16 protein-coding genes and 1 tRNA gene are annotated in these 15,585 nt (G+C 61.0%); 10 read left to right on the forward strand and 7 right to left on the reverse strand.

The annotated features are described in order from the left end of the window. Positions 1 to 382: 382 nt before the first annotated feature. The 3 genes from ACSQ3F_RS00975 to ACSQ3F_RS00985 form a co-directional block, all read right to left on the reverse strand. Positions 383 to 1,627: a type II toxin-antitoxin system HipA family toxin gene (locus tag ACSQ3F_RS00975; RefSeq protein WP_436098491.1), complete on the reverse strand. Its 1,245-nt coding sequence runs from the start codon at positions 1,625 to 1,627 to the stop codon at positions 383 to 385. Between the two features lie 12 nt (positions 1,628 to 1,639). Further along, the gene (locus tag ACSQ3F_RS00980; protein WP_436098492.1) at positions 1,640 to 1,906 is read right to left on the reverse strand and encodes a helix-turn-helix transcriptional regulator; all 267 of its coding nucleotides are present in this window, start codon (positions 1,904 to 1,906) and stop codon (positions 1,640 to 1,642) included. A 438-nt stretch (positions 1,907 to 2,344) separates the two neighbouring features. After that, positions 2,345 to 3,934, reverse strand: coding sequence for a hypothetical protein (locus tag ACSQ3F_RS00985; protein ID WP_436098493.1), 1,590 nt, complete (start codon positions 3,932 to 3,934; stop codon positions 2,345 to 2,347). A 92-nt stretch (positions 3,935 to 4,026) separates the two neighbouring features. Here ACSQ3F_RS00985 and ACSQ3F_RS00990 point away from each other — a divergent pair, with 92 nt between their 5' ends. Then, the gene (locus tag ACSQ3F_RS00990) at positions 4,027 to 5,106 is read left to right on the forward strand and encodes an IS630 family transposase (protein ID WP_436098494.1); all 1,080 of its coding nucleotides are present in this window, start codon (positions 4,027 to 4,029) and stop codon (positions 5,104 to 5,106) included. On the opposite strand, the gene ACSQ3F_RS00995 is transcribed toward ACSQ3F_RS00990, so the two are convergent. Beyond that, entirely contained in the window at positions 5,048 to 5,266 is a 219-nt protein-coding gene (locus ACSQ3F_RS00995; RefSeq protein WP_436098495.1) for a DUF6538 domain-containing protein, read from the reverse strand. The two genes, ACSQ3F_RS00990 and ACSQ3F_RS00995, sit on opposite strands and share 59 nt — an antisense overlap. Before the next feature lie 164 nt (positions 5,267 to 5,430). Continuing rightward, positions 5,431 to 5,504, reverse strand: a tRNA-Gln gene (locus ACSQ3F_RS01000). Between the two features lie 370 nt (positions 5,505 to 5,874). On the opposite strand from ACSQ3F_RS01000, the gene ACSQ3F_RS01005 reads away from it, so the two are divergent. The 4 genes from ACSQ3F_RS01005 to ACSQ3F_RS01020 are packed head-to-tail and all read left to right on the forward strand — an operon-like array spanning position 5,875 to position 9,261. Beyond that, a complete protein-coding gene (locus tag ACSQ3F_RS01005) occupies positions 5,875 to 6,171 on the forward strand; it encodes a cupin domain-containing protein (RefSeq protein WP_436098496.1) in 297 nt (98 codons plus the stop codon). Positions 6,172 to 6,188: 17 nt separating this feature from the next. Next, positions 6,189 to 7,127: an MBL fold metallo-hydrolase gene (locus ACSQ3F_RS01010; protein WP_436098497.1), complete on the forward strand. Its 939-nt coding sequence runs from the start codon at positions 6,189 to 6,191 to the stop codon at positions 7,125 to 7,127. Further along, on the forward strand, positions 7,127 to 7,582 hold the full coding sequence (locus tag ACSQ3F_RS01015; protein ID WP_436098498.1) for a thiol-disulfide oxidoreductase DCC family protein: 456 nt from the start codon (positions 7,127 to 7,129) through the stop codon (positions 7,580 to 7,582). The genes ACSQ3F_RS01010 and ACSQ3F_RS01015 overlap by 1 nt, the downstream gene beginning before the upstream one ends. Beyond that, on the forward strand, positions 7,579 to 9,261 hold the full coding sequence (locus tag ACSQ3F_RS01020; RefSeq protein ID WP_436098499.1) for a DUF4166 domain-containing protein: 1,683 nt from the start codon (positions 7,579 to 7,581) through the stop codon (positions 9,259 to 9,261). The genes ACSQ3F_RS01015 and ACSQ3F_RS01020 overlap by 4 nt, the downstream gene beginning before the upstream one ends. Here the strand turns inward: ACSQ3F_RS01020 and ACSQ3F_RS01025 are convergent, their stop codons facing one another. Beyond that, on the reverse strand, positions 9,262 to 10,170 hold the full coding sequence (locus ACSQ3F_RS01025; RefSeq protein WP_436098500.1) for a DUF1499 domain-containing protein: 909 nt from the start codon (positions 10,168 to 10,170) through the stop codon (positions 9,262 to 9,264). Positions 10,171 to 10,474: 304 nt separating this feature from the next. On the opposite strand from ACSQ3F_RS01025, the gene ACSQ3F_RS01030 reads away from it, so the two are divergent. From ACSQ3F_RS01030 to ACSQ3F_RS01050, 5 genes are all read left to right on the forward strand, one after another. Beyond that, a complete protein-coding gene (locus ACSQ3F_RS01030; RefSeq protein ID WP_436098501.1) occupies positions 10,475 to 10,864 on the forward strand; it encodes a hypothetical protein in 390 nt (129 codons plus the stop codon). Positions 10,865 to 10,903: 39 nt separating this feature from the next. After that, positions 10,904 to 11,158 (forward strand): hypothetical protein, encoded by a 255-nt coding sequence (locus ACSQ3F_RS01035; protein ID WP_436098502.1) that lies wholly within the window; start codon positions 10,904 to 10,906, stop codon positions 11,156 to 11,158. Between the two features lie 114 nt (positions 11,159 to 11,272). Continuing rightward, complete coding sequence (locus ACSQ3F_RS01040; protein WP_436098503.1) at positions 11,273 to 12,115, forward strand: alpha/beta fold hydrolase; 843 nt, start codon at positions 11,273 to 11,275, stop codon at positions 12,113 to 12,115. Between the two features lie 74 nt (positions 12,116 to 12,189). Continuing rightward, positions 12,190 to 12,441 (forward strand): type II toxin-antitoxin system Phd/YefM family antitoxin, encoded by a 252-nt coding sequence (locus ACSQ3F_RS01045; RefSeq protein ID WP_436098504.1) that lies wholly within the window; start codon positions 12,190 to 12,192, stop codon positions 12,439 to 12,441. 2 nt (positions 12,442 to 12,443) lie between these two features. Next, positions 12,444 to 12,854: a type II toxin-antitoxin system VapC family toxin gene (locus tag ACSQ3F_RS01050; RefSeq protein WP_436102006.1), complete on the forward strand. Its 411-nt coding sequence runs from the start codon at positions 12,444 to 12,446 to the stop codon at positions 12,852 to 12,854. A 6-nt stretch (positions 12,855 to 12,860) separates the two neighbouring features. Here the strand turns inward: ACSQ3F_RS01050 and ppdK are convergent, their stop codons facing one another. Further along, positions 12,861 to 15,527 carry a pyruvate, phosphate dikinase gene (gene ppdK, locus ACSQ3F_RS01055; RefSeq protein ID WP_436098505.1) on the reverse strand — a complete coding sequence of 889 codons (2,667 nt, stop codon included), beginning with the start codon at positions 15,525 to 15,527 and terminating at the stop codon, positions 12,861 to 12,863. Positions 15,528 to 15,585: the final 58 nt, after the last annotated feature.

A 15,585-nucleotide genomic window follows, 5' to 3' on the forward strand; every position in this document is an offset into this window, starting at 1 on the left:
CAAACTTATTCCCATTTTGAGACGGAAATTATTCAATGAATCCGGTGCAGATTTTTTCTCAAATTATTTTCAATGCAGAACTTTTTAATGCACTAAATGGTTGCCGTCGATGTTCTTGAGTATGGGGCTGACGGCTCCGCTAACCAGGCAGCGCGTCTCAAATGCCGTGCTCGCGATTGATAGCGAGACGCTTTCATTTACAACGACTAAGCAACCTGTTTTTTCACCGCTGCTTCGGAAAGTCCGGTTCCATCCCACCACGCGCACGGAATAACTTTTTGGAGCCATCAAGATCGGTCCACACACCGTCTTGCCTCCAATCGAGGACGATTTCCCTATCACGCCCAATCAACGTAAAGCTTCGGAGCAGGGCGAATACCGACTACCCGCCAGCCTGTCGTCCGATCCGCTGGCACCTCTTGCGAATGAGAAACAGGAGGTTCGCCCCGAAGTCTCGATGAAAAGACGGATAGCGCCTTGTCTCCTCCAACGCCTCTTCGAGGTTTGAGGCAACCCTGTCGGAGAGCTCCTGTACTCGTCTTGTGACGACAGCGGGGCTCAGGCCGACGGTCGATGCGAATTGCCGCCAGTCATTGCCGTGAAGTTCGTTGGCATTCCGCTTTGTCCCGATCCGCTGAGGAAGCGACTGGTCAACCTGCTTATAGACTGCCGCGCACATCAGGTCGTAGAGTGGCGCAAGTTTGGCTGTTCCGGCGGCACCGACGAGAACGGAATAGTTCTTGGCATGCGAGTCGGAGTTGCAGATGAGGATATTGAAAATGACGGCGTCGAGCAGCTTCAGTCTTTCGGCGGGGGAAATGTAACGCGCCAGCGCGTCAAACATCTGTACGAGCGATGCGCCATCCCGCTGGCCAAGTCCGGTACGCTCGTATTTTTCCGACGGGAAGAGGCCAAGCAGCTGGCAGAAATCTTCCTGATGAATCCGGCGGATCGTTCCATGGGCATCGGCGATGCGATCATAGCGCTTGACCAGAAGGTAATCTCGCTTTCCCGCTCTACCGGTCGTCACTTCGGCCGTCTCCAGTCCACAGAGCTTGGCGAGGGTCATGCAGAAGGCTTCATTCTGAACACTGCCGGTCAGGCGTCTGATATCGGGCTTCAGAATATGCGTGGATGGGGTGCCATCGACGGGAATGGCGATGTTGCCATCCTCACCAATGTAGACAGGCAGTTTATCCTGCACGCCTGCCAAGGACATCGACACCCCCTTTTCTCCGACCAGAAAAGGTCGCGCTGGCAGCTCGTTCAAAATCTGCTCAAGCGCTGCCTCGTCCGGCACGACGCGGAAATTATTCCCGTCTCGGCGCGGTTCGCCGATCGAAAAGGCTCCGGCGGTATCGCGGCCAAGGCGTGTGAGAAGGCCGACAATGTCCTGAGGCGAGACCTTCAGTTGCTGACCGATCTCGGAGAGGTGTGTTTCCGGAAGAAGATTGGCAAGCCAGGGCATAACCTGTTCAGCGCCATAGGTGCCGGACCGCAAAGGCATGGTCAGCGAGATCGGGAAGGCCGATGCGCGTTCCTCCCAGCTTGGCTCATAGGCAAGCGAAATCCCATCGCGGTCGATGAGATGGGCGACGGGCAAGCTCTCGTAGAAGATCGTGGTCACGGCGACACCTGATCAGGAGAAGCGGGGTAGATAGCCGAGAGCGTCGTCCGCTTCCGGAGTAGCGGGGTGTGGTGCGTTTTTCAGGTCGCCGAGATCGATGCCAACCGTCCGTGCCGCGATTAGCGACTTTTCGAGATGGCAGCTAGGCTTGCCGTTCTCCAGGTCGACGATGAAGCGCTCACCGGTCCCACAACGCTCTGCAAGCTGGGTCTGTGTCCAACCCTGCTTTTTCCTGTGTTCGCGGACAAGTGCGCCAAACTCTGTGGCCGAACGGATCATGATACGCTCTCCCAATATCGAGCTTACCGTACAGGAAGAATTTTTAAAAATCCATCAAAACTTACCGAAGAGGAAGGAACGACATTCATCTGGAAAATCTTCCCGATCGGTAAGAGATGGGTGGCCGCTACCGGGTCATTGCACGTCCGCTTCCACAATCACGCAAAGGGGTAGACATTTCAGGCAGCGGCCGGGCTGTGCCATCTCCCAGAAGCTAGAAGGTGCGCTTCTTCCTACCTTGACGCGCCTCATGAACGGCTACGCTTTCCAAGGTCCGAATGGCGTGTGGTGCCAGATGTGATGTAGGATGAAGAAGGTGGCTCAAAGCATCCTCCATCACACGCAAACGAGCCATCTCCGCATAGCGTCCCTCGTTTACGTCGCCGTTCGTATGGCCCAGTATGTCCTTTCGGATTTCGGCGGCCACCCCGGCTTGTTTCATCTCGTTATTGCACCAGTGACGAAGGGAATGAAAAACCTTCCGCTCCTCTTTGGCATTTGGAAGGGCCGCAGTTCGCATCGCTTGCCAACTATCATCGAACACGTCGCCCATTGGTGTGGCATCCGAGGCCGCGCGCAGTTCCGGAAAGAGCAGCGTATGTTCCAGGCGACGTAGCCCTGGACATATTCCACAAAGCCGAGCCGAAGCAATTCGGGGTGAATGGGCACACGTCTTTTCGACTGGGTGTTTTTCAGACGACGGACCGTGCTCGACTCGATGCGCAAGCAGGGTAAATCGAAATCACCATTTAGCTCGACGTCATCAACGAGTAGGCCGCATATCTCCTCACGCCTGGCTCCTGCCAAAGCCGCGATGATAGGCACCCAATAGGCAGCATCGTGAATCACCAGGTCACCAGGGCTGTAACGATCTTCCTCTCCAGTGGAACCGTTCCAGATCGGCAGTCTGAAAATCGTGCGAACCTCTTCAGTCGAAAATTTGCCCCGCTCGCCCCGTACATCGCCCCGCTTTCTCGAACGGAGTCCACTGACGCCCTCATAGTTCCCGAAGGGGTAACCAGCGTGTTTGCAGATACCGACGATGTTACCCATCTGGGTCATGTGCCGGTTGATGGTGCTTGTCGAAAAGCCCCTTTGTTCGACCGGGAGGTCCTCCGCCCGCTTCAGAATCTCGGCCACGCTAATGATAAAATCTTTTGGCGATTTGCCGTAGTTCTTGGGCATCTTATAGAAAATGCTCTTAAAATTGGCGATATGCGCCTGGCGCATCTTGCTGGGATTGTCGTGGCCGACGAACCTGACGAAGAGCTTGGCTAACGCGATGTGCTGCCGGCCAGTTTTGACGTCCCATTCCTTTGACGCCACCCGCTCGTCGGAGGCCTGTGTCACAAGGGCGATGAGGCCAGGCTGATCAGCTTCCAGTTCCGCGTCGTCAACTTCATCTTCGTCATCGAGTTCAGGGTCATCAGTAGATGACGGCAGGGCGGCGGTACCCGGCGACAGTGGAGCACCGACCGCGGTGTTCAAGGTTACATTGGAGACTGGGTTGGGCTTGGCGGCAGTTGACGCGGGCACTGCATTGACCGTTGCCCCTTCCATCAAGGCTGCCTGCAGCAAGGCGACATCGTCAGGTCTGACGCCTGACCAGCGCCGCTCGGTATTTAGCAGCGCCGCTGACATTCCTCTCAAGTAGTACACTTCTGCCTGCCGTATATGCACGTCGACAGCTGCAATCCCATTTTCCCTGAGGATTGCTTCGATCACCGGACGTCCGGGCCGTGCAAACCCGTTATCCCGAAGGAACGACATCGTCTTGGAAACGCCTTCAATCATTTCGACGTCAAGTCCTGCCGCCTGCATCTCGCGCGTTTCGTTGGGGCCAACTTTTGCTTCCAGCCCCTGAGCCGCGAAAAGCCGAAAAGCCCATCCGGTGCTGATCTCACTTCGCCGCTTGCCGTCAGCGTTGCCCTGAACGTGGCCTGCTGCGGCAATCATGGAATCCAGATGAAAGCTGTGCTTCGTTGCCACCTGGATCAGTATTTTCTTGGCGTCGTCGGCAGTGATCATGTTGGATCGCAAGTTCGGCAGCAGGCGTTCACTAGTGTTCTGGAATTAACGGATGGATTCCCTGAGGCTGGCAAATATGCGAGTCTGGGTCCATGGACACGGACAAGAGGCTGTTGCTGTCGCCTGGGGATCGGGTGCGGTTGGAAGGTTGGGTGGCGGACCGGAACACGCCGCAGAAGCTGGTTTGGCGGGCGCGGATCGTGCTGATGTGGGCGGACGCGGCGAGTCTGGCGTCGATTGTGCGGACGCTGGGCAAGACCAAGAAGACGGCCTACCGCTGGCGCGATCGTTATCTTGAGCAGGGTGTCGATGGGCTTGGGCGCGACGCGACCCGGCCTGGCCGTAAGAAGCCGTTGAGCGCCGAAGTCATTGCGCGTGTGGTCGAGATGACGCTGCGAGAGAAGCCACCGGCGGCCACGCAATGGAGCGCGCGCACGCTTGCCAAGGCGGTGGGTCTGAGCCACACCAGCGTACAGCGCATCTGGAGCGCGCATGGGCTCAAGCCCCATTTGACCAAGACGTTCAAACTGTCGAACGACAAGCAGTTCGTCGAGAAGGTGACCGACGTCGTCGGTCTCTACCTTGATCCGCCGGACCGGGCGCTAGTGTTCTCGGTCGACGAGAAGAGTCAGATCCAGGCGCTGGACCGCACCCAACCGGGCCTGCCGATGAAGAAGGGGCGGGCGGGAACGATGACCCACGACTATAAGCGGCATGGCACGACGACACTGTTCGCCGCCCTCGATGTCGCCACCGGCAGGGTGATCGGCGAATGCATGAAACGTCATCGTCACCAGGAATGGCTCAAATTCCTTCGGCTCATCGACCGCAGCACGCCCAAGGGCTTCGACCTGCACCTGATCGCCGACAACTATGCCACCCATAAGCATCCGGCGGTCAAAGCCTGGCTGGCCAAACATCCTCGCTTCCACATGCATTTCACCCCCACTTCGGCGTCCTGGCTCAATCAGGTCGAACGCTTCTTCGGCTTGATAACAGGCGATCGAATCCGGTGCGGCGTGTTCAAGAGTGTCGCCGAACTCGAAGGCGCAATTCAAGACTATCTCGATCATCACAACGCCGATCCAAAGCCCTTCGTTTGGACCAAATCCGCTACAGACATTCTTGAAAAGGTCGCTCGGGGGCGACAGGCGTTAGAGTCACAACACTAGCGAGCGTCACCTCAGACGCAATCAGCTTCGCCGGCTCCATATTTTTGGTGTTCAGGCTCAGTTCGATCCTGATCAAAGCACACGAACTGGTTCCATTCGGTAAACGCCGCCGCCACCAGTAGACCGAACCGCGTTTGAAGACGTGCTGAATTGCTGCCATGCTAAACCCTTTCTGAAGGGTGAGCGGGACATGGCAGCCTTCCTGTAAGACACCCGTGTAAGACAGTCGTGTACGACAATCCTGTACGACAGTGTCCGAATCTGGATTCCCAGCTAGGTCAAAAGCGCTGGAAAACCTGGATTCTTGACTTGAAAAGGAGAACTTGGCTGGGGCGCCTGGATTCGAACCAGGGATGGCGGTACCAAAAACCACTGCCTTACCGCTTGGCTACGCCCCAACGCTTGGCGCGGGGCAAATCGCCCGGCCAAATCGACAGCCGGTTTAGCAAAGGTGAAAGCGAGCGACAACGGCTAAGTTGGGGATGGGTGTGGTTTTTTCGCGGGAATGCGGAGGTTGTGGCGGGTTTACCCCCCTCTGTCCCTCCGGGACATCTCCCCCACAAGGGGGGAGATTGACCGCGAGCCGCGTGCGTCCCTTACCGTGATTGGCGAAGCCGTAAGGGAAATGGATGATCTCCCCCCTTGTGGGGGAGATGTCACGGAGTGACAGAGGGGGGTGGAGCGGCAAACGCTGCGTATTATGGCGTGCCAACGCCCTTCCCATTCCCTCCCCGGCCCTCTAGTCTCGCTCCAAAACCGGAGACCTTCATGAGCATTTTTCGCGCCCGCCCGCCTGCCAAGCCGACCCTGCTTCTCGACGACGACATGGTGCGGATCACCCGCTGGGATTTCGAGCCGGGGGCCGATACCGGCCATCATGTGCATGGCATGGGCTATGTCGTCATTCCGATGACCGACTGCCGGTTCCTGCTCGAAGAGCCCGGCGGCGAGCGGCGGGTGGATATCGCCAAGGGTGCAGCCTACCGGCGCGAGGCCGGTGTCGAGCACAATGTCATCAATGCCGGCAAGGAGTTCATGTCGTTCATCGAAATCGAGTACAAGTGAAGAGGAAGAGGCGGCGCATGGACGGTCCAGACTTCGACCTCGACTTCAAGCCCGCCTATGGCGAGGCGGTGACGGTGGCGGACGGCGTTCAGCGCATCACCGTCAACAATCCCGGCCCCTTCACCTTCCACGGCACCAACAGCTATATCGTTGGCGACAAATCTGTCGCGGTGATCGATCCGGGGCCGCAGGACGAGGCGCATTTCCAGGCGCTGATGGCGGCGCTGAAGGGCCGCGAAGTCACCCATATCGCCGTCAGCCACACCCACCGCGACCACTCGCCGCTTGCCCGCCGCCTGAAGGCCGAAACGGGCGCGCTGATCGTCGCCGAAGGGCCGCACCGGGCGGCACGGCTGCTGCACGAGGGCGAGATCAATCCCTTCGCCGAAAGCTCGGACATCGATTTCAAACCGGATATCGCCCTTGCCGACGGCGACATCGTGGAAGGCGACGGCTGGTCGCTGACGGCGCTGCTCACCCCCGGCCACACCGCCAACCACGCGGCCTTCGCGCTTGGCGACACCAGCCGGAGAGATACTGGCACGGTATTTTCCGCCGATCATGTCATGGCCTGGGCGACCTCGATCGTCGCGCCGCCGGACGGCTCGATGACCGACTATATGGCGTCGCTCGAAAAGCTGCTCGGCCGCGACGACCGGCTCTATCTGCCCGGCCATGGCGGCCCGGTAATGGAGCCAGCCGCCTTTCTCCGGGGGCTCCGGGCACATCGCCGGATGCGCGAGCGCGCGGTGCTGGAGCGGGTGCGGGCCGGTGACGGGCTGATCCCGGACATGGTCAAGGTGATCTATGCGACCACCGATCCGCGCCTGCATGGGGCGGCGGCACTTTCGGTCTTCGCCCATATCGAGGACCTCGTCGAGCGCGGCCAAGTCGAGACCGACGGCCCGCCGTCACTCACCGGCACCTATCGGCTGGCGCGCGGAGGCGCCGCCTGATGCACTCCCGCCCGGCCTACAGCTATCGCAGCGATCCGGCGGTCCCCGCCTTTGCCGACGATCATGCGCTCATCGTCTTCGATGGCGAATGCATCTTCTGCTCCGGCTGGGTGAACTTCGTTCTGCGCCACGACAGCCAAGGCCGCTACCGCTTCATCACCGCGCAATCGCCGCTCGGCGAGGCGCTCTATCGGCATTACTGGCTCGACAGCCGCAGCTACGAGACCAACATCCTGATCGAGAACGGCGTTGCCTTTCTGAAATCGGAGGGAACGCTGCGCATGGCGGCGGGTCTCGGCCTTCCCTGGAGCCTGTCTTCCGCGATGCGCATCATCCCGCGGGCATTGCGCGATCCGCTGTACGAACTGGTGGCGCGCAACCGCTACCGGATCGCCGGAAGGCGCAATGCCTGTTTCGTGCCGACACCGGAGCATCGCAGCCGGTTTATCGCATGAGCCCAGAGCCGTTGCGCATTCTCATCCTCGGCGGCTACGGCACCTTCGGCGGCAGGCTGGTGCGGCTGCTTTCCGACGAACCGCGGCTGACGCTGATGATTGCCGGGCGGTCGCTCGACAAGGCCATGGCCTTTGTTTCCAGCGTTGACTCCAAGGCGGCTTTGGAGCCGGTCGTGATGGATCGCGCCGGCAACGCGACCGCCGTCCTCGGCCCCCTGAAGCCCGATCTCGTCATCGACGCTTCCGGACCGTTCCAGAATGCCGGGCCGGAACCCTATCATCTCGTCAAAGCCTGCATCGCGCTCAGAATTTGTTATCTCGACCTTGCCGATGCCACAGCCTTCGTGGCGGGCATTTCCAGCCTCGATGCTGCGGCAAAGGAAGCCGGCGTCTTCGCCCTGTCCGGCTGCAGCAGCTTTCCCGCCCTCTCCTTCGCAGCGCTCGAAGCCTTGAACCCGGGATTTGCCCGCGTCGAGACCGTCACCGCGGGCATTGCTCCCTCGCCTCGGGCACGCATGGGGCTGAACGTCATCAGGGCCGTTTCCAGCTACGCCGGAAAGAAAGTGCCGCTTATCCGCGACGGCAAAGCCGCGACCGGCCATGGCCTGATGGACAGCGTCGAGAAAACGATCGCGCCGCCCGGCTGCGTGCCGCTCAGGCGCCGCCGCTTCGCGCTCGCCGATACGCCGGATCTTGCCTTGCTGCCGCAGACGATCGCGGGATTGCGATCGGTCTTTACCGGCGCCGGCACCGAGCCGCAGCTGCTGCAGCGGCTTCTTGGGCTTTGCGCCTGGCTGGTGCGGCTTGGGCTCGTTCGCTCGCTGTCGCCGCTTGCGCCGCTGTTTCATCGGGTGTCGCAGCGCCTTGCCTTCGGCGAGCATCGCGGCGGCATGTTCGTTGCCATCACGGGAAGGACTGCTGATGGAAGCGCGCTGGAGCGATCCTGGCACCTGATCGCCAAGGGCGACGATGGCCCCTTCATTCCGGCGATGGCGGCAGAGGCGATCATTCGCCGCTGGCTTGCGGGAGACAAGCCGGAACCGGGCGCGCGCGCCACTGCCGGGGAACTGGCGCTTTCCGATTTCGAACCGCTGTTTTCCCGGTTTTCCATTCGCACCGGCATCCGCGACGAACGTGCTGCGGACGAAGCGAAACCTCTCTACCGCCGCATCCTGTCGACCGCCTGGAACGACCTGCCGCCCGCCGTCGCGACCATGCACGACAGCGGGGAAACGCGCACCGTCGAGGGACGGGCAAGGGTCGAACGCGGGACCGGCCTGCTTGCCCGGATCACTGCCGGCGTTATAGGCTTTCCGGCGGAAAACTCCGATATTGCCGTCAGCGTGCGCTTCGAATGCGCCGCGGGCCAGGAGACATGGATCCGCACCTTCGCGGGAAAATCCTTTCGCAGCATCCAGTCGGCCGCCACGGGGCGTGACAGGCACCTGCTGGCGGAGGATTTCGGGCCCTTCCGCGTGCTGATCGCTCTGGTGCCGGAGAATGGCCGGTTGCGGCTGGTGATCCGCGGCTGGCGCTTCCTCGGCCTGCCGCTGCCGCTGTTTCTCGCTCCCGGCGGCGATACGTTCGAGGAGGAGCGCGACGGGCTGTTTCGTTTCCACGTCGAAATCAAAAGCCCGATCACCGGCCTGATCGTGCGCTATACCGGCTGGCTTGCCTGATCAGTCCCCGGCGATGCCCAGCAATTCGGCATCGAGCGCATGCAGGAACTGGTTGGCAAACGCAGCACCCAGGCCGAGATCGTGCGGGCCGTAGCGGGAGGCCACGCGCATGTCGACAAAGGTCGTTTCGGCCTCTTCGCGCAGCCTGATCAGCACATCGAAACGGAAGCCGACGATCAGCGTACGCCATTCGCCCTGCAGCAGGATATCGGAGGAGCGCCGCCCGGGGCTCTTTTCGCCCGGCATCGCCTGCGGACGCGACAGCGGGATCGGCACGTCGCCGGGCTCGCTGTCGGCCGGCGTCGCACCGTCCGGCTTGACCACCATGTCCTCCAGATCAGCTTTGGCGTTCTCGACGCCCTCCTCATCGACGATGCTGATGCCGGTTTTTTCCGCAACGATCTTCACGCCCTCAAAGACGCGGTCGAGGGCGCCGTCGTAGCGGCGGCCGGTCAGCCCGGGATAGGCGGCGATCTGGGCTTCACGGTCTTCCGGCGTCACGACGGCGGGGCGTTTGAGCCAGCCCTGCGCCGCATCCGGCGGCTTGATCCACGGCGGCGGCGTCACGGTGTCGGTGCTGACATCGTAGATCGCCGGCTTGGAGAAATATTCGTTGAGCGCGAAGCCGGCAGCGCTGATCGGAATGGCCGCATATAAAAGCGCGACGAAGGAGGCAACGCCGCCGACGGCCGCGACTTGCCAGAGCCGGACGAAGCCGATGGTGGCAAGCATCACGGCAAGAGCCGCCAATCCCGCCGAAAACACCGCAAGCGCCATGAAATGCGGCGTGATCAGCGGGCCGAAACGATGCGCCAGCAGTGCTACGGCGAAGAGACCGAAGGCAAAGCGGGCGATCCTGCGCGCCCAGCGGGCGGCATGAGACGTGGGGCGCTCATACTTGATCATCATCTGGCAGAATCAATCCCTTGGCCGAACGCGGCAACTTCTTCTCCTGTTTAGAGCATGATGCCGAAAAGTGTGAAGCGGTTTTCGGCAAGATCACAGCCGAACAGCGAATGAAGCGGGCAAGTGCATGCAAGTATTGGCAACTCCGCTCACGCCGCAAATTCGCCATTCTCGTTAATCATGTCTTGAGAACGGGGATCAGGCGTGGATCCCGGTCCTCACGTCACTGGACCGGGTTTGCACAGACATCAAATTTTCCAGGCACCCGGAGAGCGCTGCTTTCCGGCGGCTTGAAAGGAGAGAGAGCATGCTGTCATCCGAACCCAAACAGGCATCAACCGCGACCCAGGCTACCGCGCCGCCATCGGATGCGGGCCTGACGATGGAACTGCTGGAGCTCGAGCTCTCGCTCGACGGCTTTACCACCGGCGCCGAGGGTTTTGCCGCCCATGTCCGTGCCGCTGCCGCAGCGATCGAGGGTGCCTTGCTGTTTGAATTGCCGGCGTCCGGGCTCATTGCCGATTGCGACCGCATCGCCGTGCTGCGCATTCCGCAGGATGGCAGCGCGGCGATGACGACCGTCTTTGCCTGCCTGGAGAGCGACGGCGCCACGATCCGCATCGAAAAGCCGAACGAGGAGACGGCAGACCTGAAAAATTTTGCCGAAGCTTTTGTGGATGTGCTGCAACGCATCTGATAGATAATCGGATCTCGCAGAACGTCACAGGGACTGAGCATGCATATCCGGAGAATCCTGTTGCTGGCGGCACTTGGCGCGGCCCTTTCCGGTTGCGCGACAATGACGCCTGAAGAGCGCCGCGCCGCGGACGAGAAGACCTGCATGTCCTACGGTTTCCGCCGCAACACCGACGCCCTTGCCACCTGCCTGCAGCGCATCGATCTCGACCGCCGGGCGGAATCGCGTGCCTTCCGATACGACAACAACGCGATGATGTGGGGCTGGGACAGGCCGGTCGTCATCCGCCGGTAACTCGCGCGGCATCCCCTCGGACAAGAAAATTTCCCGTTTTGCGCGAAAATGCACTTGCTTTGGCAAGGGCAATTCGCGCCTATTATGCACGCGACATCGAACGGGAGATTTTTCATGACAGCCGTACTGAAGATACTCTGCGCCCTCTTCCTTCTCTCCGCAGCGCCTGCACTTGCTGCGGAACGCTGGCAGGAACTGCCCGAACCGGCCCCGCTGCCGCAGGCGGCGAAGACCGGCAAAGCGCCCGTCAACGGCATCGAACTCCACTACACCATCTACGGCTCCGGACCGCCGGTTCTTTTGATCCATGGCGGGCTCGGCTACAGCGAGGTCTGGGGGGCGCAGGTGGCCGATCTCTCCAAGGATCATACCGTGATCGTTGCCGACAGCCGTGGCCACGGCCGCTCGACCCGCAATGCCGAGCCCTACAGCTATGACCTGATGTCATCGGATTATCTCGCTCTGCTCGACTATCTGAAGATCGAGAAAACGGCGCTGGTCGGCTGGAGCGACGGCGGCATCATCGGACTCGACATCGCCATCCATCATCCTGACCGGTTGACGAAACTCTTCGCCCAGGCCGCCAATTCCAAGGTGGATGGGGTCATTCCCACCGTGATGGAAGACAAGACCTTTGCCGCCTATGTCGAAAAGGCCGGCGAGGTGTACAGGAAGATTTCGCCGACGCCGACGGAATACGACGCCTTCGTCACCCAGATCAGCGGCATGTGGGCAAGCGAGCCCAACTGGAGCGACGACGACCTGAAGAAGATCACCACGCCGACAGCGATCGTGCTCGGTGATCACGACGAGGCGATCAGCCGCGAGCACACGGATTACCTGGCAAAGACCATATCCGGTGCAACACTGGTGATCCTCGGAGATGCCAGCCATTTCGCCATGCTGCAGGACCCTGAAGGCTACAACAAGGCTGTGCGGGATTTCATTGATGAATAGACTCGAAACTGATTCTTGAATTTTAGATGCCCCGACATTAAGCTAGCTAAGCTAGATTTTTTCGGAGAAATTGAATGCGCGAAGTCGGAGCATTCGAGGCGAAGAATACGCTCGGAACCCTTTTGGATCTTGTCGAACGCGGCGAGGAAGTCGTCATCACCCGGCATGGCAAGCCGGTGGCACGAATGATCCGGGAGACAGGCGGCCGGGACCGCTCGGCGGCAATCGAGGCGGCGGAGGGAATCCGCGCGCTCGCGAAAGATATAAAGCTAGGCGCATTCGACTGGGCGGAATGGAAGGCCTACCGGGATGAGGGTCGCCGGTGAGCATGGTTCTGGACAGTTCGGCAACGCTTGCTTTTCTGCTCGAAGACGAACAGACCCCTGCAATCAGCGCATTGTTCGACAAGGTCGTTCAAAATGGCGCAGTCGTTCCCTTTCTCTGGCATCTCGAGGTTGCCAACAGCCTGACGGTGTCCGTGCGTAGAAAGCGTATCCCGCTGGCGGTTAGAGACCAGCTTCTCAACCATCTTGCGAAGTTCGACATAGAGACCGATGGGGAAACCCATATGCACGCCTGGTCCACCACGGTGAAACTCGCGGATCTGCATGGCCTCACCATCTATGACGCCGCCTACCTTGAGCTGGCGCAGCGTCGCCGGCTGCCCCTCGCAACTCTGGATGCCGCACTAGCGACAGCCGCCCGTCAATCGGGCGTAACCGTTTTCCCCGAGACGTAAGCTCCCTCACCCCTTGCCATTGATCGCCGCCTGCGCGGCCGCGAGCCTTGCGATCGGCACGCGGAAGGGCGAGCAGGAGACGTAGTCAAGGCCGGTTTCCTCGCAGAACTGGATGGAGGCCGGGTCACCGCCGTGTTCGCCGCAGATGCCGAGCTTCAGGCCGTTCTTGGTGCGGCGGCCGCGTTCGGCAGCGATCTGGATGAGTTCGCCGACGCCGTCGAAGTCGAGCGACACGAAGGGATCCTTGTCGACGATGCCTTTCTGGATATAGGTGTTGAGGAACTGGGCGGCGTCGTCGCGGGAGATGCCGAAGGTGGTCTGCGTCAGGTCGTTGGTGCCGAAGGAGAAGAAATCGGCGGATTCGGCGATCACATGGGCGCGCAAGGCCGAGCGCGGCAGCTCGATCATGGTGCCGACGAGATATTCGATGTCGATCCCCGACTCGCCGATGACCTCCTTGGCAACCGCGTCGATGCACGCCTTGACGTAGTCGAGTTCGGTCTTGAGGCCGACAAGCGGCACCATGATTTCCGGAACGACCGCAGCCCCCGTCGCGCGGGCAGCTTCGACGGCAGCCTCGAAGATGGCGCGGGCCTGCATCTCGGCGATCTCGGGATAGGAGATCGCCAGCCGGCAGCCACGATGGCCAAGCATCGGGTTGAATTCGTGCAGTTCGTCGACGCGTTCGCGCAACTCCTCGGGCTTCATGTCAAGCACCGCGGAAACATCGGCGATCTCCTCGTCGGTCTTCGGCAGGAATTCATGCAGCGGCGGATCGAGCAGGCGGATCGTTACCGGCAGTCCGTGCATGATCTCGAAGAGTTCCGTGAAGTCCGAACGCTGCATCGGCAGGAGTTTGGCAAGCGACACGCGCCGCCCGGCCTCGTCGGCGGCAAGGATCATTTCGCGCATGACGTTGATGCGGTCACCCTCGAAGAACATGTGCTCGGTGCGGCAGAGACCGATGCCTTCGGCACCGAAGGAGCGGGCGGCACGGGCGTCGGCCGGCGTCTCGGCGTTGGTGCGCACAGTCATGCGGCGGCTGGCGTCGGCCCAGGCCATGATCTTGCCGAAATCTCCGGAAAGCTCCGGCTGCAGCATCGGGATTTCACCTTTCAGCACCTGGCCTGAGGAGCCGTCGATGGTGATGACGTCGCCCTTCTTCAGCGTGATGGCGGGCGCAATCAGCAATTCATTGCGCGCATCGACGCGCAGATTGCCGGCGCCGGAGACGCACGGAATGCCCATGCCGCGCGCCACGACGGCCGCATGGCTGGTCATGCCGCCGCGCGATGTCAAAATGCCTTCGGCCGCGTGCATGCCGTGAATATCTTCGGGGCTCGTCTCGACGCGCACCAGGATGACCTTGCGGCCTTCCTTTTGCGCCATCACCGCTTCCTCCGAGGTAAAGACGATTTCACCTGTGGCCGCTCCGGGCGAGGCGGGCAGGCCGGAACCGATGATATCGCGCCGGGCATGCGGATCGATGGTCGGGTGCAGCAACTGATCGAGCGAGGCCGGATCGATGCGGGCGACAGCCTGCTCCTTGGTGATCGTCTTCGCTTCGGCCATATCGACGGCAATCTTCAGCGCCGCCTTGGCGGTGCGTTTGCCCGAGCGGGTCTGAAGCATCCAGAGCTTGCCGCGCTCGATGGTGAATTCCAGGTCCTGCATGTCGCGATAGTGGTTTTCCAGCTTATTGCAGATGGCTTGGAACTCCTCGAACGCTTCCGGCATCAGCTTTTCCAGCGACGGCTTGTCGGAACCGGAGGCGATCCGGGCGGCCTCGGTGATGTTCTGCGGCGTGCGGATACCGGCGACGACGTCCTCGCCCTGCGCATTGACGAGAAACTCGCCGTAAAGCTCGTTCTCGCCGGTCGAGGGATTGCGGGTGAAGGCAACGCCGGTCGCGGACGTATTGCCGAGATTGCCGAACACCATGGCCTGCACGTTGACGGCGGTGCCCCACCCGGCCGGAATATTATGCAGATGACGATAGGTGATGGCACGCGGATTCATCCAGCTGGCAAAGACAGCGCCGATCGCGCCCCAGAGCTGGACTTCCGGATCCTGCGGAAAGGCCTCGCCGAGCTCCTCCTCGATCACCCGCTTGTAGCGCGAGATGACATGCTGCCATTCGACGGCGGAAAGCTCGGTATCGTTTTCATGGCCGAGGCGCCCCTTCTCGTCTTGCAGGATTTCCTCGAAAACCTCGTGATCGAGCCCCATCACCACATCGGCATACATCTGGATGAAGCGGCGGTAACTGTCCCAGGCGAAGCGGGCATCGCCAGCATCGTGGCCGAGCGCCTCGACGGTGTGGTCGTTTAGACCGAGGTTCAGAACCGTATCCATCATGCCCGGCATCGAGGCGCGCGCGCCGGAGCGCACGGACAGGAGTATCGGGTGTTGCGTATCGCCGAAGACGCGGCCGGTAATCGCCTCCATCTTCTCGATGCCGGCTTTCACCTGGCTCTTCAATTCCCCCGGAATGATGCGGCCGTCGTCATAATAGCGCGCGCAGGCATCCGTCACGATCGTCAGCCCGGGAGGCACCGGCAGGCCGAGATTGCACATCTCCGCCAGATTGGCGCCCTTGCCACCCAGACGGTCGCGATCGCCCGCACTTCCTTCGGCTTCTCCCCCGCCGAAGGTATAAACCCATTTTGTCATGCTCAATCTCCACCCATACAGCTCCCACCGGAAGCTACATTATCCTCTTCACGTTTAA

The organism is Pararhizobium sp. LjRoot238 (assembly GCF_964252955.1).
In the GTDB taxonomy this organism is placed as follows: domain Bacteria; phylum Pseudomonadota; class Alphaproteobacteria; order Rhizobiales; family Rhizobiaceae; genus Pararhizobium.

Bases quoted from the DNA above. Each gene is read 5' to 3' on its own strand.
- ACSQ3F_RS00980 (WP_436098492.1), bottom strand. From the start codon at position 1,906: ATGATCCGTTCGGCCACAGAGTTTGGCGCACTTGTCCGCGAACACAGG.
- ACSQ3F_RS01025 (WP_436098500.1), bottom strand. From the start codon at position 10,170: ATGATGATCAAGTATGAGCGCCCCACGTCTCATGCCGCCCGCTGGGCG.
- ACSQ3F_RS01035 (WP_436098502.1), top strand. From the start codon at position 10,904: ATGCATATCCGGAGAATCCTGTTGCTGGCGGCACTTGGCGCGGCCCTT.
- ACSQ3F_RS00990 (WP_436098494.1), top strand. From the start codon at position 4,027: ATGGACACGGACAAGAGGCTGTTGCTGTCGCCTGGGGATCGGGTGCGG.
- ACSQ3F_RS01030 (WP_436098501.1), top strand. From the start codon at position 10,475: ATGCTGTCATCCGAACCCAAACAGGCATCAACCGCGACCCAGGCTACC.
- ACSQ3F_RS01045 (WP_436098504.1), top strand. From the start codon at position 12,190: ATGCGCGAAGTCGGAGCATTCGAGGCGAAGAATACGCTCGGAACCCTT.
- ACSQ3F_RS01010 (WP_436098497.1), top strand. From the start codon at position 6,189: ATGGACGGTCCAGACTTCGACCTCGACTTCAAGCCCGCCTATGGCGAG.
- ACSQ3F_RS01050 (WP_436102006.1), top strand. From the start codon at position 12,444: ATGGTTCTGGACAGTTCGGCAACGCTTGCTTTTCTGCTCGAAGACGAA.
- ACSQ3F_RS00995 (WP_436098495.1), bottom strand. From the start codon at position 5,266: ATGGCAGCAATTCAGCACGTCTTCAAACGCGGTTCGGTCTACTGGTGG.
- ACSQ3F_RS01015 (WP_436098498.1), top strand. From the start codon at position 7,127: ATGCACTCCCGCCCGGCCTACAGCTATCGCAGCGATCCGGCGGTCCCC.
- ACSQ3F_RS01040 (WP_436098503.1), top strand. From the start codon at position 11,273: ATGACAGCCGTACTGAAGATACTCTGCGCCCTCTTCCTTCTCTCCGCA.
- ppdK (WP_436098505.1), bottom strand. From the start codon at position 15,527: ATGACAAAATGGGTTTATACCTTCGGCGGGGGAGAAGCCGAAGGAAGT.
- ACSQ3F_RS01020 (WP_436098499.1), top strand. From the start codon at position 7,579: ATGAGCCCAGAGCCGTTGCGCATTCTCATCCTCGGCGGCTACGGCACC.
- ACSQ3F_RS01005 (WP_436098496.1), top strand. From the start codon at position 5,875: ATGAGCATTTTTCGCGCCCGCCCGCCTGCCAAGCCGACCCTGCTTCTC.
- ACSQ3F_RS00985 (WP_436098493.1), bottom strand. From the start codon at position 3,934: ATGATCACTGCCGACGACGCCAAGAAAATACTGATCCAGGTGGCAACG.